A 15855-nucleotide genomic window follows, 5' to 3' on the forward strand; every position below is an offset into this window, starting at 1 on the left:
CGGGCGTCCGGAGCCGCCCGGGGGCCGGATTCCGGGGAAGCCGGGCATTCGGAGGCTGATACTCCGGAAAACCTCGTGATCAGCGGGCGAAGTCCGGGAGAACTTTCCGGATTTCGGGGTCAACCTTTTCTACCCGTCAGTAATCTGACTGGCCGTGACCAGTCACTCCATATCTCCTGCCCCCACGCGGCGCACGGTCGTCAAGGCCGCCGCCGTCACCGCCGTCGCCACCCCCGCGCTGCTCGGCGCGGCCGCGCCGGCCCTCGCGGACGCCCCGGCGCCCGCCTTCCTGCACGGCGTCGCCTCCGGCGACCCGCTGCCCGACGGCGTCCTGCTCTGGACGCGCGTCACCCCCTCCCCGGAGGCCGTGCCCGGCTCCGGGCTCGGCGCGGACGTCCGCGTCGACTGGGAGGTGGCCGAGGACCGCTCCTTCAGCCGGGTCGTCGCCTCGGGTTCGGCCACCGCGTCCGCCGCCGCCGACCACACGGTCAAGGCCGACGTCCGCGGACTGCGCCCGGCCACCGCCTACTTCTTCCGCTTCACCGCCGGCACCGCGGTCTCGGCGGCCGGCCGGACCCGCACCGCCCCGGCCGCCGACGCCGCCGCGCCGGGCGTCCGCTTCGGCGTGGTGTCCTGCGCCAACTTCGAGGCCGGCCACTTCTCCGCGTACCGCCACCTCGCCGACCGCGCCGACCTGGACGCGGTCCTGCACCTGGGCGACTACATCTACGAGTACGCGAGCGGGGTCTACCCGGAGGCCGGGGACACCGTCCGGCCGCACGAGCCGCGCCACGAGATCGTCTCGCTGGCCGATTACCGCACCCGGCACGGCCGGTACAAGACCGACCCGGACCTCCAGGCGCTGCACGCGGCCCACCCCATGGTGGCGATCTGGGACGACCACGAGTTCGCCAACGACGCCTGGACCGGCGGCGCCGAGAACCACACGCCCGGCACCGAGGGCGACTGGGCCGCCCGGGTCGCCGCCGCCAAGCGGGCCTACTTCGAGTGGATGCCGGTCCGCGCCTCCACGGAGGGCACCGTCTTCCGGCGGATCCGCTTCGGTCGACTGGCCGACCTGCACCTGCTCGACCTGCGCTCGTTCCGCTCCGCCCCGGCGAAGACGGGCTCCGGCGCGGTCGACGACCCCGAGCGCACGATCACCGGCCGCGCGCAGCTCGACTGGCTGAAGTCCGGTCTGGCCGGTTCGGACGCCGCCTGGCAGCTGGTCGGCACCTCGGTGATGATCTCGCCGGTGGCCTTCGGCTCGCTGCCGGCCTACCTCCTGGAGCCGCTGGCCGAGCTGATGGGGCTGCCGGCCGAGGGGATCGCGGTCAACGTCGACCAGTGGGACGGCTACACCGACGACCGCAAGGAGCTGCTGGCTCACCTGAGCTCCCGGGGGATCAGGAACACCGTCTTCCTGACCGGCGACATCCACATGGCGTGGGCCAACGACGTGCCGGCGAAGGCGGCCACCTACCCGCTCTCCGCCTCGGTGGCCACCGAGTTCGTGGTCACCTCGGTGACCTCGGACAACCTCGACGACCTGCTGAACGTGGCTCCGGGCACCCTCTCGGTGGTGGCCGCGGGCGCGGTGCGGACGGCCAACCGGCATGTGAAGTGGGTGGACATGGACCACCACGGGTATGGCGTCCTCGACGTGACCGCCGAGCGCTCGCAGATGGACTACTACACGGTCTCCGACAAGCGGGATCCCGCCGCGACCACGTCCTGGGCCCGCTCCTACCGGACGCTCAGCGGAACGCAGCGCGTCGAGCGGGTGTACCAGCCGGTCATCTGATCGCCGCTACACCGTCGATTTTCAGCCATGATCCTTTGTGTTAACGGAAGATCACATGGCTACGGCGGGTGGTGGTCCCGAAGCCTCGAATCCGGACACACCACCCGCCTCCGGCGCAGCTTCCGTTACGTCGCTGTCTCAAACTCCGGAAGCCGCCTCATTTTTTCTTCCCGATGCCCCCAATTGTCCCCCGATTGATTGGGCCTGATCACCGCTCAACGGTGTCTGACATGAACGCGTAATCTCCCCGCCGTGGCGAGGAAGTACCTCCCCACAACCCCCCGCGAGGAGTCACCTGTGCGTGCTCTTGTCCGTATATCGCCGCGTACCTCACGTCGTGTACTCGGCACCGCCGTCCTGGCCGGAACCCTGGCCCTGACGCCGCTCTCCGCCCCCGTCGTCGCCCAGGCCACCCCGACCCTGGCCGGCGCCTCCGCCGAGGAGTGCGCCGACGACACGGCGGCCCTCTCCGGCGCCCGCAAGGAGAAGGGCGCCGACACCCACGCCCACGAGCCCAACGAGGTCTCCGCCGCCCAGGCCAAGGCCATGGACGCCGACCTGAGCAAGAAGCTCTCGGCGCTGAAGTCGAGCGGCCGCCTCTCCGCCACGGCCGCCACCGCCGGCGCCACCATCCCGGTCTACTTCCACGTCGTCCACAGCGGCACGACGGGCAAGCTGAGCGCCACGGACATCAACAACCAGATGAACGTGCTCAACGCGGCCTTCGGCGGCCAGGGCACCGGCAACGTGAACACCGGCTTCCAGTTCACCCTGGCCGGCACCACCTACACGGACAACGCCTCCTGGTACAACCTGGCCTCCGGCTCCACCGCCGAGAAGGCCATGAAGTCGTCCCTCCGTCAGGGCGGCGCCAACGCGCTGAACATCTACACCGCCAACCTCAGCGGCGGCCTGCTCGGCTGGGCGACCTTCCCGTCCTCGTACCAGTCCAACCCGTCCATGGACGGCGTGGTCCTGCTCGACGCCTCCCTGCCGGGCGGCTCGGCGGCCAACTACAACCAGGGCGACACCGCCACCCACGAGGTCGGCCACTGGATGGGCCTGTACCACACCTTCCAGGGCGGCTGCAACGGCAACGGCGACTACGTCGCCGACACCCCGGCCGAGAAGTCCCCGGCCTACGAGTGCCCGACCGGCCGCGACTCCTGCGCCTCCAAGACCGGCGTGGACCCGATCCACAACTTCATGGACTACACGTACGACGCGTGCATGTACCAGTTCACCACGGGCCAGGTGACCCGGATGAACGACCACTGGACCGCGTACCGCGCCTGACGGCCCGTCGCACCCGAACGGCCCCCGGGGGACTCCCCCGGGGGCCGTCCCCGTCAGCGCTCCTCGTCCAGCCCGTCGAGGAAGTCGAGCGCGATCGCCCAGGTCCGCTCCGCGGCCTCGGCGTCCCAGTCCGGCAGCTCCGGGTCCGTGTACACGTGGCCGGCGCCCCGGTACCGGTAGATCTCCACGTCCGCCCCGGCCTTCCGCATCTGGAGGTACCAGGCGGACAGCCAGTCGTCCGTCTCGAACGGGTCGGGCTCGGCCACGTGCAGCTGGACCGGAAGCTCGTCCACCGACGCGTTCGGCGCCAGGTCCGAGGTGCCGTGGAGGAGCAGCAGCCCGCGCGCCTTCTCGTCGCCGAGCGCCAGGGTCTGCGCCACCGAGGCCCCGAAGGAGAAGCCGGCGTAGACGAGCCCGCGCTCCGAGTAGGGGGCCGCGGCGAGCACCGCGCGCTTCAGCAGCTCGTCCGAGCCGATCTCGTCCTTCTTCGCCGTGGCCGCCTCCACCGAGTCGGTGGTCCAGCCGTCGAAGAGGTCCGGCACCCACACCTGGTGGCCGGCGGCCCGAAGCCGGTCGGCGGCGGCCTCCACGGCCGGGCGCTTCCCGTACACCGAGTGGAAAAGCATGATGTCCATCCCGCCATCCTGCCACCCGCCCCCGTCAGGCCGCAGGAACCCCCAGGTCAGCGCAGTGAGCGCACGTCCAGCCGGCGCAGCACCCGGTCCACCACCTCGGGGTCGGCGCCCGGCTCGCTGCGCGCGGAGAGGACGGCGTGCCGGGCGGCGGACATCAGCTCCCGCTGGATCGACTGGAGCTTCCTCACCCGCTCGGCCCGCTCCGTGAAGGCGGCCCGCCGCTCGTCGTCCACCATGTCCGGGCTGATCCGCGCCCCGATGTCGAAGGCCCCGCGCTGGAGCCGTTCGGCGAGCTCCTCGGGCAGTTCCTCGACCTCCTCGATCTCCTTCAGGCGCCGTTTGGCGGCCTTCGCGGCCCGCACGGCCAGCTCCCGCTCGAAGGCCCGCTCGGCGTCCGCGTCGGCCCTCACCCCGAGCCGGCGCACCAGCCAGGGCAGGGTGAGCCCCTGGACGACCAGCGTCGCCATGATCACGCAGAAGGCCAGGAAGACCAGCTCGTCCCGGCCGGGGAAGGGCGAACCGTCCTCGGTGGTCCGCGGGATGGCCAGGGCCAGCGCCACCGAGGCCACCCCGCGCATCCCGGACCACCACATGACGACCGTCTCCCGCCAGCTCATCGGGATCTCCTCGGCCACGTCCGCGCGGTCGTGCAGCCGCTTCGCCAGCCAGGTGGCGGGCAGCAGCCACAGCAGCCGGACCCCGACGACCACGGCGACGATCACGGCGCCCCAGCCGAGCATCTCGCCGGCCCGGCCCTCCGCGACGCCGAAGACATGGATCAGTTCGAGGCCGATGAGGCCGAAGGCGATGCCGGTGACGAGGGTGTCGACCACCTCCCAGAAGGTCTGCCCGGCGAGCCGCCCCATCACGTCGTCGGCGTCGACCGCGTACTCGGCGAGGAAGAGCGCGGTGACGAGGACCGCGAGCACCCCGGAGCCGTGCAGCTCCTCGGCGACCACGTAGGAGACGAAGGGGACGAGGAGGGTGAGGCCGGTCTGGAGGGTGGCGTCGCCGAGGAAGCTCATCAGCCGGTTGGTGACCCAGCCGAGCAGCAGGCCGACGGCGACCGCGACGACCGCCGACAGGACCAGCTCGCCGAGCGCCTCCGGCCAGGAGAACTCGCCGCTCACCACCGCCGCGATCGCCACGTGGTAGAGCACGATCGCGGTGACGTCGTTGAAGAGCCCCTCCCCCTCCAGGATCGACACCAGCCGCCGGGGCAGCCCGAGCGAGCCGGCCACGGCGGTCGCCGCGACCGGGTCGGGCGGGGCGACCAGGGCGCCGAGCGCGAGCGCGGCGGCCAGCGGGATGCCGGGGACCAGCACGTCCGCGACCGCGCCGACGGCGGCCGTGGTGACGAAGACCAGGGCGACGGCGAGCAGGAAGATCGGCCGCCGGTTGGCCGCGAACTGCCGCCAGGAGGTGCGCTGCACGGAGGCGTAGAGGAGCGGCGGCAGCACCAGCGGGAGGATGAACTCGGGCGGGATGTCGACGTTCGGCACGAACGGCAGGAGGGCCAGCACGATCCCGAGGAGCGTCATCAGGACGGGCGCGGGCAGTCCCAGCCGGTCGCCGAGAGGCACGGTGAGCACCGCCCCGAGCAGCAGCAAGAACAGCAGGGCGAGCTGGTCCACGGAGTCCCCTAGAGCCGGTCGATGATCGAGGCCCTATCATAAAAGGGACATTCCGACCAGCCGTGAGGAGGGAGTCATGCTGAAGCAGTCCCTCGGGCGCCGCGCCGCGGCCCTCGTGCTCGCGGTCGCGGGCGTGCTGGGCGCCGGTTCGGCCGCGCTGGCGGCACCTCACCCGCCCACCGACGGCGGAAACGGTGGAGGCCAGAGCGGCCAGTGCACCGGACCCGTCACCGAGCGGCCGCACGGCTGCCACACCTGGAAGTAGCCGCCGCCTCGACACCACGCCCGGGCGCGCCACGAACCGCCCCGGGAAACGGCAAGGGCCTGTCCCACCGGACCAGGCCCTCACTCGTGTCCGGAACCGCGTCCGGGGCACCGCTCCTAGAGCGCCCGACGCATCGCCCGGTGCGGGATCCCCGCGTCGGGGAACTCCCCGCCGTACGCCGCGTAGCCCAGCCGCTCGTAGAAGCCGAGGGCCCGGGTCTGGGCGTGCAGGTCGACGGCGGTCAGGCCGCGCTCGCGGGCCGCGTCCTCGATCGCCCGGACCAGCGCCGCGCCGATCCCGAGGCCGCGCGCCGCCCCGGCGACCGCGAGCCGGCCGAGCGAGCCCACGGAGGCGTCCCCGCCGGTCTTCCCTGCGGCGTCGGCCCCGTGCAGGAGCCGGCCGGTGCCCAGCGGCAGCCCGTCCGCCCGGACCGCGAGGACGTGCACGGCGGTGGCGTCGTACGCGTCGTACTCCAGCTCCGCCGGGACGCCCTGCTCCTCGACGAAGACCGCGCGGCGGACCGCGAAGCACGCCTCCAGATCGGCCTCGCCGACGGCCTCGCGGACCGCGTAGGCCTCGCTCACCGGCTCTCCGCCTCGATGCGGTCGAGCGCGGTCTGGAGGTCGGCCGGGTAGGTGGAGGCGAACTCGACCCACTTCCCGTCGCCCGGGTGCTCGAAGCCGAGCCGGACCGCGTGCAGCCACTGGCGGGTCAGCCCGAGCCGCTTGGCCATGGTCGGGTCGGCGCCGTAGGTGAGGTCGCCGACGCAGGGGTGGCGGTGGGCCGACATGTGCACCCGGATCTGGTGGGTGCGGCCGGTCTCCAGCTTGATGTCGAGCAGCGAGGCCGCCCGGTACGCCTCGATCAGGTCGTAGTGGGTGACGGACGGCTTGCCGTCGGCGGTCACGGCCCACTTGTAGTCGTGGTTCGGGTGCCGGCCGATCGGCGCGTCGATGGTGCCGCTCAGCGGGTCCGGGTGGCCCTGGACCAGCGCGTGGTAGCGCTTGTCGACCGTGCGCTCCTTGAACTGGCGCTTGAGCGAGGTGTACGCGTACTCCGACTTGGCGACGACCATCAGACCGGAGGTGCCGACGTCGAGGCGGTGCACGATGCCCTGGCGCTCGGCGGCGCCGGAGGTGGAGATCCGGTAGCCGGCGGCGGCGAGGCCGCCGATCACGGTGGTGCCGGTCCAGCCGGGGCTGGGGTGCGCGGCGACCCCGATCGGCTTCATGATCACCACGATGTCGTCGTCGTCGTGGACGATCTCCATACCCTCCACGGGCTCGGCGACGATCTGCACGGGCGCGGGGGCGCCCGGCATCTCGACCTCCAGCCACGCGCCGCCGCTCACCCGCTCGGACTTGCCGACGACGGCGCCGTCGACCTGGACCTTCCCCGCCGCGGCGAGCTCGGCCGCCTTCGTACGGGAGAACCCGAACATACGGGCGATGGCGGCGTCGACGCGCTCGCCCTCCAGGCCATCGGGAACGGGCAGGGTGCGGATCTCGGGACTCGTGCTCACCCGTCGAGTATGCCTTGTGCCGGGAGTGCTCGGTCCTGCCCGCTCAGTCCTTGTGGACGGTGCCGTCCGGGTCGAGGCCCCGGAAGGACAGGATGACGATCAGGATGCCGCCGCAGACGATCGCCGAGTCGGCGAGGTTGAACACGGCGAAGTGGGCCGGGGCGATGAAGTCCACCACCGCGCCCTCGAAGGCCCCCGGCGAGCGGAACAGCCGGTCGGTGAGATTGCCCAGCGCGCCGCCGAGCAGCAGGCCCAGCGCGATCGCCCAGGGCAGGCTGTAGAGCTTGCGCGCCAGCCGGATGATCACCACGATGACGGCCGCCGCGATGCAGGTGAAGACGATGGTGAACGCCTCGCCCATGCCGAAGGCCGCGCCCGGGTTCCGGATCGCCTCGAAGCGGAGCAGATCGCCGATGACCTTGATCGGCTCACGGCCCTCCAGCTTCTCCACCACGACGATCTTGCTGCCGAGGTCGATCAGATAGGCGAGGACGGCCACCACGAAGAGCGCGACGATCCGCCGCCTGCCCCTCGGAGCCCCCTCGGGCCGCTCCTCCGGGGCGGCCGAGTCCTCGGCCCCTGCTGAATCCGGCGTACCGATGACGCTCTCCGCCTCTGCCACGTGAGTGAGTCCCTCGAACCTCGTTGCCTGACCGTGCACCGAGGGTACGGCACAGGCGTGCGAGACCGGCAGTCCGTACCGCCGCCCCGCGCGCGCCGGGCCAGGGCCTTTCCGCCCCTTCGCGCCGGATCGGACCGGGTCGTCCGCCGGGTGCGGCCGCGGCGGCGCCACCGCACCCGGGAGACGGACTAGCCGCGACGCTCCTGCTTCTGCTTGTCCTCCACGCAGAGGGTGGCGCGCGGGAAGGCCTGCATGCGGGCCTTGCCGATGGGCTTGCCGCAGACCTCGCAGAGGCCGTACGTGCCCGCGTCCAGCCGCTCCAGGGCGTGTTCGGACTGCTCCAGCATCTCCCGGGCGTTCGCCGCCAGGGCCAGCTCGTGCTCGCGGGTGATGTTCTTGGTGCCGGTGTCCGCCTCGTCCTGGCCGGCGCCGTCCCCGGAGTCCCGCATCAGACCGGTCAGCTCCTCCTGGGAGTGCGCCAGCTCGCTGCGCAGCCGCAGCACCTCGGCCTGGAGCTCGCTGCGGGCCTCGGCGACCTCCTCCGGCGTCCACGGGTCCTCGCCGGGCCGTACCGCGAGCTCCCCGGTCCGTGCCGGGGGCACGGCCGCCTCGTCGTCGGCGGTCGTGACGCCACCCGCGGTCTTCTTCGCTGCCACCGTCCTGGCTCCTGTCTGCTTCTTCGCGGCGGCCTTCCGGCCGACGGCCTTCTTCACGGACTTCTTCTCCCCCTCCGGAGCCCCCTGGACCCCGCCCCCGCCCCCGTCGGCGCCTCCGGCCTCCCCGGCCGGCCCCTTCCCGGCCACCGCCTTCCTCGCGGCCGCCTTCCTCGCCGGGGCCTTCTCGGCTCCGGCATCGGCGGCGGCCGTCTCCTCTGCGGCGTTCTTCCTCCCCGCGGACTTCTCGACGGCGGCCTTCTTCGCCGCCGCCTTCTTGGCGACGGCCTTCTTCGCCGCCGCCTTCTTGGCGACGGCCTTCTTCGCGGCGGTCTTCTCGGCGGCCGTCTTCTTCGCGGTCGGCGCCGCCGCGGGGGCGGACGCGGCGGCCGGGGCGTCCGCCGCCTCGTCCGCGGACGCCTCCCGCGCGGAGGTCCGCCGCGCCGCCTTGCGCGCCGGGGCCGGGGCCGCCGTCCGCCGCTTGCCGGCCGCGCCCTCCGGGGCCCCGGGGTCGCCCGGGGAACCGGCGGACCCGGGGTCCCCGGCGGCGGCCGGGGACTGCTTCGCGGCGGTCTTCTTCGCCACCATGTCGCGGCCCCTTCACATTTTGTGATCTTGCTCGCGCATCGTGCTGGGACGATAAATCGGCCCAAGGCGCGCGGCAACGGGGCACGCCGCCCATTCCGCCCGCCCCGCGGCCCCCGGCGCGCACCCGTCGGAAGAGGTGCCCAACTCCCCGCCGGGTTATCCGCCCGGCGGCTCCCCCACATGGCCCCCGGGAACCCCGGACCGCCCCCTGTGCCATTCGGGTCACCGGCAATCCGGTCGGCCCGGTGCCCCCGCGCCCCGTACACTGGCCTCAGCGAGAGGCGTCGATGGGGACCAGTAGCGTCGTACGCGAGCCATGAGCGACCCGGGGACGGTGAGAGCCCGGGGGCGAGCCCGATGCGAAGCATCACCCCGGAGCTGCCGGAAGAAAGCCGCGTGGACGAGTGCCACGAAGCGCGGTGACTAGACCCGGTGTCGCGACCCCAATGAGGGGGCTTCGGACGGTCACGTCCGGGGCCAAGGAGGGTGGTACCGCGGGAGCACGGCTCTCGTCCCTCCGACGGAAGCAGGAAATGTCCGTCCGGAGGAGAGTCCGCCGCATGACCACGCCGCAGTACCGCCAGGTGCCCGCCCAGGTCGACCTGTCCGCGCTCGAGCACGCCGTGCTCGACTTCTGGCAGGAGAACAAGGTCTTCGCCAAGACCCTGGAGCAGTCCGAGGGCCGCCCCGAGTGGGTCTTCTACGAGGGCCCGCCGACCGCCAACGGCATGCCCGGCGCCCACCACATCGAGGCCCGCGTCTTCAAGGACGTCTTCCCGCGCTTCCGCACCATGCGCGGCTACCACGTGGCCCGCAAGGCCGGCTGGGACTGCCACGGCCTCCCGGTGGAGCTCGCCGTCGAGAAGGAGCTCGGCTTCTCCGGCAAGAAGGACATCGAGGAATACGGCATCGCGGAGTTCAACGCGAAGTGCCGCGAGTCGGTGACCCGCCACACCGACGCCTTCGCCGAGCTCACGACCCGCATGGGCTACTGGGTCGACCTGGACGACGCCTACCGCACCATGGACCCCTCGTACATCGAGTCGGTCTGGTGGTCGCTCAAGCAGATCTTCGACAAGGGCCTGCTCGTCCAGGACCACCGCGTCGCCCCCTGGTGCCCCCGCTGCGGCACCGGCCTCTCCGACCACGAGCTCGCCCAGGGCTACGAGACGGTCGTCGACCCCTCCGTCTTCGTCCGCTTCCCGCTGACCTCCGGCCCGCTCGCCGGCAAGGCCGCGCTCCTCGTCTGGACGACCACCCCGTGGACCCTGGTGTCCAACACGGCCGTCGCCGCCCACCCCGAGGTCACCTACGTCGTCGCCACCGACGGCGACGAGCGCCTGGTCGTCGCCGAGCCGCTGCTCGACAAGGCCCTCGGCGAGGGCTGGGTCACCACCGGCGAGTCCTTCACCGGCAAGGACATGGAGCGCTGGACGTACGACCGGCCCTTCGAGCTCGTCGAGTTCCCCTCCGAGGCCCACTACGTCGTCAACGCCGACTACGTCACCACCGAGGACGGCACCGGCCTCGTCCACCAGTCCCCCGCCTTCGGCGAGGACGACCTCAAGGTCTGCCGCGCCTACGGCCTGCCGGTCGTGAACCCGGTCCGGCCCGACGGCACCTTCGAGGAGGACCTGCCGCTGGTCGGCGGCGTCTTCTTCAAGAAGGCCGACGAGGCGCTCACCGCCGACCTCGACGCGCGCGGCCTGCTCTACAGGCACGTGCCCTACGAGCACAGCTACCCGCACTGCTGGCGCTGCCACACGGCCCTGCTCTACTACGCGCAGCCGTCCTGGTACATCCGGACGACCGCCGTCAAGGACCGCCTGCTCGAGGAGAACGAGAACACCAACTGGTTCCCGGACTCCGTCAAGCACGGCCGCTTCGGCGACTGGCTGAACAACAACATCGACTGGGCGCTCTCCCGCAACCGCTACTGGGGCACCCCGCTGCCGATCTGGCGCTGCGAGGAGGGCCACCTCACCTGCGTCGGCTCCCGCGCCGAGCTGACCGAGCTGACCGGCACCGACCAGTCCGCGCTCGACCCGCACCGCCCGTACATCGACGACGTCACCTTCGCGTGCCCGGCCGAGGGCTGCTCCCTCGAAGCCGTCCGCGTCCCCGAGGTCATCGACGCCTGGTACGACTCGGGCTCCATGCCCTTCGCCCAGTACGGCTACCCGTACCAGAACAAGGAGCTGTTCGAGAGCCGCTACCCGGCCCAGTTCATCTCCGAGGCCATCGACCAGACCCGTGGCTGGTTCTACACGCTGATGGCCGTCGGCACCCTGGTCTTCGACAAGTCCTCGTACGAGAACGTGGTCTGCCTCGGCCACATCCTCGCCGAGGACGGCCGCAAGATGTCCAAGCACCTCGGCAACATCCTCCAGCCGATCCCGCTGATGGACCAGCACGGCGCCGACGCCGTCCGCTGGTTCATGGCGGCCGGCGGCTCCCCCTGGGCGGCCCGCCGCGTCGGCCACGGCACCATCCAGGAGGTCGTCCGCAAGACCCTCCTCACGTACTGGAACACGGTCGCCTTCCAGGCCCTGTACGCCCGTACGTCCGGCTGGGCGCCGTCCGCCGCCGACCCGGCCCCGGCCGACCGGTCCGTCCTCGACAGGTGGCTGCTCTCCGAGCTGAACACGCTCGTCGCCGAGGCCACCGAGGCGATGGAGGCGTACGACACCCAGCGCACCGGCAAGCTCCTCTCCGCCTTCGTCGACGACCTCTCCAACTGGTACGTGCGCCGCTCCCGCCGCCGCTTCTGGCAGGGCGACAAGGGCGCGCTGCGGACCCTCCACGAGGTCGTCGAGACGGTCACCCGGCTGATGGCCCCGCTGACCCCTTTCATCACCGAGCGGGTCTGGCAGGACCTGGTCGTCCCGGTCACCCCGGACGCCCCCGAGTCGGTCCACCTGTCCAGCTGGCCGGAGGCCGACGCCGCCCTCATCGACGGCACCCTCTCCGAGCAGATGACCCTCGTCCGCCGGCTCGTCGAGCTCGGCCGCGCCACCCGCGCCGAGTCCGGCGTGAAGACCCGCCAGCCGCTCTCCCGCGCGCTGGTCGCGGCGAACGGCTTCGCGGCGCTCTCCCCGGAGCTCCAGGCGCAGATCACGGAGGAGCTGAACGTCTCCTCCCTCGCATCCCTCTCCGACGTCGGCGGCAGCCTGGTCGACACCACCGCCAAGGCGAACTTCCGCGCCCTCGGCAAGCGCTTCGGCAAGGGCGTCCAGGACGTCGCCAAGGCCGTGGCCGCGGCCGACGCCGCGGCGCTGGCGCTGGCCCTGCGCGACGGCGAGGCTCCCCTGGAGGTGAACGGCGAGACGATCACCGTCACCCCCGAGGAGATCATCATCACGGAGACCCCGCGCGAGGGCTGGTCGGTCGCCTCCGACGCCGGCGCGACGGTCGCCCTGGACCTGGAGATCACCCCCGAGCTGCGCCGCGCCGGCCTGGCCCGGGACGCGATCCGCCTGATCCAGGAGGCCCGCAAGAACAGCGGCCTCGACGTCGCCGACCGGATCGCGCTGCGCTGGGTCTCGACCTCCCCGGAGACGACGGAGGCGCTCCAGGCCCACGCGGACCTGATCGCGGACGAGGTCCTGTCCACGGACTACGCGGAGGGCGCCCCCTCCGACGGCTACGGCCCCGCCTTCACGGACGAGCCCCTCGCGCTCACCTTCCACCTCCGCAAGGCCTGACCCGCACGCGAAGGGCCCCGCACTCCCTGGGGAGTGCGGGGCCCTTCCGCATGCCGCGGGCCGTGCGCCCGGCCCGGACACGGCGAAGGGCCAGGGGCTGGAGCGTGGCTCCAGGTCCTGGCCCTTCGGCTGCCGACGGCTACGTGCTCAGCGCACGCCCAGACGCGGCCTCAGTTGTCGTCCTCGTCGATCAGGAAGCCCCGCATCGGCGCCGGCGCCTGCTGCATCGGCTGCGGCGCCTGCGGCCGCACCGGTGCCATCGGCTGGGTCATCGCCGGGGACATCTGCTGCTGGCCGCCGTAGGACGGGGCACCGCCCATGGACGGGCCGCCGCCCATCGGACCGTTGCCACCGTAGGACGGCGCACCGGCACCGGCGGACGCCATGGACGGGGCCGGCGGCAGCGAGGCCGTGGCCGGGGTCCGCGGCGGGGCCAGCGAGTCGTCCGCCTGGGTCTCCAGCTGACGCAGCTGCGACTCCAGGTAGGACTTCAGACGGGTCCGGTACTCGCGCTCGAAGCCGCGCAGGTCCTCGACCTTGCGCTCCAGCGTGGCGCGGGCGGACTCCAGGGAGCCCATCGCGACGCGGTGCTTCTCCTGCGCGTCCCGCTCAAGAGCGTCCGCCTTGGCGCGGGCGTCCCGCTCCAGGCCCTCGGCGCGGGAGCGCGCCTCGCCGACGATCTTGTTCGCCTCGGAGCGGGCCTCGGCGATCGCCTGGTCGGCGGTCTGCTGGGCCAGCGAGAGCACACGCGCGGCGCTGTCGCCGCCGGGCTGCTGCGGAGGCTGCGGCTGCATCTGCTGCTGCGGGTGACCCATGGGGCCGCCCTGCATCGGGCCGGGACCCATCGGACCGCCCTGCATCGGGCCGGGACCCATGGGTCCGCCCTGCATGGGGCCGGCGGGAAGCTGAGGAGCGCCGGAAGGCAGCTGCGGCGGGCCCATCTGCGGCGGCTGCTGCTGGACCGGCGGACCGGATATGGCAGCGGGCACGGGGGCGCCGGGACCGACGGGACGGTCCTGCGGCTCCGGCGGCTTGCGCATGGCCTGCTGCTGGTTCTGCGCGGCGGCGCGCGTCGCGGCGGCCAGCTTGGCGCGCAGGTCCTCGTTCTCGCGGAGCAGGCGGGTCAGCTCGGCCTCGACCTCGTCGAGAAAGGCATCGACCTCGTCCTCGTCATAGCCTTCTCGAAGGCGGACGGTCGTGAACTGCTTGTTCCGCACGTCCTCGGGGGTCAGCGGCATCTCTTCTTCACCTCTACGTAGTCGTCGGCAGTCGGCAGGACCGTATCGTCCACACTCACCTCGCGAGGGAGTTCACGACGGAGATGAGGATGTAGACGATGATCATCAGAACGAAGAAGGACAGGTCGAGTGCCACGCCCCCGAGACGAAGCGGCGGGATGAGCCGCCGCAGAAGCTTGAGCGGTGGATCGGTGACAGTGTAGGTGGCCTCCAGAACGACCACCATCGCCTTGCCGGGTTCCCATGAACGGGCGAACTGGAAGACGTAGTCCATGACCAGCCGGAAGATCAGGAAGACGAGGAAGCACATCAGCGCGATGTAGACCACCTGCAGTGCGACACCCATCCCGCGGTTCCCTCTCCCCTGGCTCTCGTGCTCTCAGCTTGCTCCGGCCGCTTCCGCGACCGGTCCGTCCGGTTTCGTTCTCAGCTCTGGTTGAAGAATCCGCCCTCTGCGATCCGGGCCTTGTCCTCCGCCGTGACATCGACGTTAGCAGGCGACAACAGGAACACCTTCTGCGTCACGCGCTCAATGCTGCCATGGAGCCCGAAGACGAGTCCGGCGGCAAAGTCGACAAGTCGCTTCGCGTCCGTGTCGTCCATCTCCGTGAGGTTCATGATCACCGGGGTGCCCTCGCGGAAGTGTTCCCCGATGGTACGGGCTTCGTTGTAGGTCCGGGGGTGCAGCGTGGTGATGCGGTAGGGCTCCCGCTCGGACACGACCTTGGGCATGATCACCGGTGCGTTCTTCTCCAGGCTCGGGCGTTCGGGTGTGATGGATGCCACGGGGGCAATTCGGGCCGGACGACCGCTTTCGGCGAGTACCGGGGCAGAGTGGGCGACCGGCTCCCGGGGCGCGGGGGGCTGGACCACGCGCACCGGTTCCTCGCGCTCGATCTGGCGCGGCGGAGTGTGACGCCGCTCCCGCTCGGGCTCCGGCTCCAGCTCGGGCTCGAAGTCGTCGTCGGGGTCGAAGCCCCGCCCGTCGTACCCATCGTCCTCCACGAGACCGAGGTAGACCGCCATCTTGCGCATCGCGCCGGCCATGCTCCGATTCCTCCGCTCTGTGGTGGATCGGCCTCGTCACCAAGTGCCCGCGATCCACGGGGTCACCCCGCCGTTCGCGGAATGACCATATTTTCTGCTGTGGTCCGACCTGCTTCGCGACGTTACCCGAGCTTCGGGCGGACTCCGAGTACCGCCGTACCGACGCGTACGTGTGTCGCCCCGGCAGCGATGGCGTCCTCGAGGTCCGCGCTCATGCCCGCTGAGACCATGTTCGCAGCCGGACGGGTCGCGCGCAGGGCAGTCGACAAATCCATCAGCCGGTCGAAGGCGGCGCGTTGCCTGCCCGCGTACGCGCCGACGAGCGGGGCGACGGTCATCAGGCCGCCGAGCCGCAGTCCGGGCGCCGCGTCGACGGCGGACGCCAACTCCTCGATCCCGTCCGGCGACACGCCGCCGCGGTCGCCGCGCCCGCCGGCCTCGGCGTCGAGGGCGACCTGGATCAGACAGCCGAGCTCGCGTCCGGCCCTCTCCGCGGCCGCCGAGAGGGAGGAGACCAGCTTGAGCCGGTCGACGGACTGCACCACATCGGCATAACCCACCACGGATCTGACCTTGTTGGTCTGCAACTGACCGACGAAGTGCCAGGTGAGATCGAGGTCGGCGCAGGCGGCCGCCTTGGGGGCGGCGTCCTGGTCGCGGTTCTCCGCGACGTTCCGGACCCCGAGTCCGTGCAGGATCCGCACGTCGCTCGCCGGGTAGGTCTTGGTGACCACGATGAGGGTCACCTCCTCGCGGGGGCGGCCGGCGGCGGCGCACGCGGCGGCGATCCGCTCCTCCACCCGCGCGAGATTCTCCGCGAGTTCGGTCTTACGGTCCGTCATGCCTC

Annotated in this window: 14 protein-coding genes; 4 read left to right on the plus strand and 10 right to left on the minus strand. The window is 71.9% G+C overall.

Going from position 1 to position 15855, the window contains the following annotated elements; translation table 11 throughout:
• Positions 1-154: 154 nt before the first annotated feature.
• Both ABFY03_RS10430 and ABFY03_RS10435 read left to right on the plus strand, forming a co-directional pair.
• Positions 155-1804, plus strand: a complete 1650-nt coding sequence (locus tag ABFY03_RS10430) for an alkaline phosphatase D family protein (RefSeq protein ID WP_319008128.1) — start codon at positions 155-157, stop codon at positions 1802-1804.
• Positions 1805-2101: 297 nt separating this feature from the next.
• On the plus strand, positions 2102-3100 hold the full coding sequence (locus ABFY03_RS10435) for a zinc metalloprotease (protein WP_319008127.1): 999 nt from the start codon (positions 2102-2104) through the stop codon (positions 3098-3100).
• A gap of 53 nt (positions 3101-3153) precedes the next feature.
• Here ABFY03_RS10435 and ABFY03_RS10440 read toward each other — a convergent pair whose 3' ends face one another.
• The gene (locus tag ABFY03_RS10440) at positions 3154-3735 is read right to left on the minus strand and encodes a dienelactone hydrolase family protein (RefSeq protein WP_319008126.1); all 582 of its coding nucleotides are present in this window, start codon (positions 3733-3735) and stop codon (positions 3154-3156) included.
• A gap of 47 nt (positions 3736-3782) precedes the next feature.
• Positions 3783-5369 (minus strand): Na+/H+ antiporter, encoded by a 1587-nt coding sequence (locus ABFY03_RS10445; protein ID WP_319008125.1) that lies wholly within the window; start codon positions 5367-5369, stop codon positions 3783-3785.
• Between the two features lie 76 nt (positions 5370-5445).
• Here ABFY03_RS10445 and ABFY03_RS10450 point away from each other — a divergent pair, with 76 nt between their 5' ends.
• On the plus strand, positions 5446-5634 hold the full coding sequence (locus ABFY03_RS10450) for a hypothetical protein (RefSeq protein ID WP_319008124.1): 189 nt from the start codon (positions 5446-5448) through the stop codon (positions 5632-5634).
• A gap of 116 nt (positions 5635-5750) precedes the next feature.
• Here the strand turns inward: ABFY03_RS10450 and ABFY03_RS10455 are convergent, their stop codons facing one another.
• The 4 genes from ABFY03_RS10455 to ABFY03_RS10470 all read right to left on the minus strand — a co-directional run bounded on the left by ABFY03_RS10455 (position 5751) and on the right by ABFY03_RS10470 (position 9019).
• Complete coding sequence (locus tag ABFY03_RS10455; RefSeq protein ID WP_319008123.1) at positions 5751-6218, minus strand: GNAT family N-acetyltransferase; 468 nt, start codon at positions 6216-6218, stop codon at positions 5751-5753.
• Positions 6215-7156: an RluA family pseudouridine synthase gene (locus ABFY03_RS10460; protein WP_031007143.1), complete on the minus strand. Its 942-nt coding sequence runs from the start codon at positions 7154-7156 to the stop codon at positions 6215-6217. Before ABFY03_RS10460 ends, ABFY03_RS10455 begins: the two co-directional genes overlap by 4 nt.
• 43 nt (positions 7157-7199) lie before the next feature.
• Positions 7200-7778 carry a signal peptidase II gene (lspA, locus tag ABFY03_RS10465; protein ID WP_346169747.1) on the minus strand — a complete coding sequence of 193 codons (579 nt, stop codon included), beginning with the start codon at positions 7776-7778 and terminating at the stop codon, positions 7200-7202.
• Positions 7779-7966: 188 nt separating this feature from the next.
• Positions 7967-9019: a TraR/DksA family transcriptional regulator gene (locus tag ABFY03_RS10470; protein ID WP_346169748.1), complete on the minus strand. Its 1053-nt coding sequence runs from the start codon at positions 9017-9019 to the stop codon at positions 7967-7969.
• Positions 9020-9579: 560 nt separating this feature from the next.
• Here ABFY03_RS10470 and ileS point away from each other — a divergent pair.
• The gene (ileS, locus tag ABFY03_RS10475) at positions 9580-12723 is read left to right on the plus strand and encodes an isoleucine--tRNA ligase (RefSeq protein WP_319008119.1); all 3144 of its coding nucleotides are present in this window, start codon (positions 9580-9582) and stop codon (positions 12721-12723) included.
• Positions 12724-12893: 170 nt separating this feature from the next.
• Here the strand turns inward: ileS and ABFY03_RS10480 are convergent, their stop codons facing one another.
• The 4 genes from ABFY03_RS10480 to ABFY03_RS10495 all read right to left on the minus strand — a co-directional run bounded on the left by ABFY03_RS10480 (position 12894) and on the right by ABFY03_RS10495 (position 15850).
• Entirely contained in the window at positions 12894-13961 is a 1068-nt protein-coding gene (locus ABFY03_RS10480; protein WP_031007135.1) for a DivIVA domain-containing protein, read from the minus strand.
• A gap of 55 nt (positions 13962-14016) precedes the next feature.
• Positions 14017-14307 carry a YggT family protein gene (locus ABFY03_RS10485; RefSeq protein WP_189945168.1) on the minus strand — a complete coding sequence of 97 codons (291 nt, stop codon included), beginning with the start codon at positions 14305-14307 and terminating at the stop codon, positions 14017-14019.
• Positions 14308-14387: 80 nt separating this feature from the next.
• Positions 14388-15008 carry a cell division protein SepF gene (locus tag ABFY03_RS10490; protein ID WP_031007130.1) on the minus strand — a complete coding sequence of 207 codons (621 nt, stop codon included), beginning with the start codon at positions 15006-15008 and terminating at the stop codon, positions 14388-14390.
• A 122-nt stretch (positions 15009-15130) separates the two neighbouring features.
• A complete protein-coding gene (locus ABFY03_RS10495) occupies positions 15131-15850 on the minus strand; it encodes a YggS family pyridoxal phosphate-dependent enzyme (protein ID WP_319008118.1) in 720 nt (239 codons plus the stop codon).
• Positions 15851-15855 lie beyond the last annotated feature (5 nt).

The organism is Streptomyces roseofulvus, assembly GCF_039534915.1.
Classification (GTDB): domain Bacteria; phylum Actinomycetota; class Actinomycetes; order Streptomycetales; family Streptomycetaceae; genus Streptomyces; species Streptomyces roseofulvus.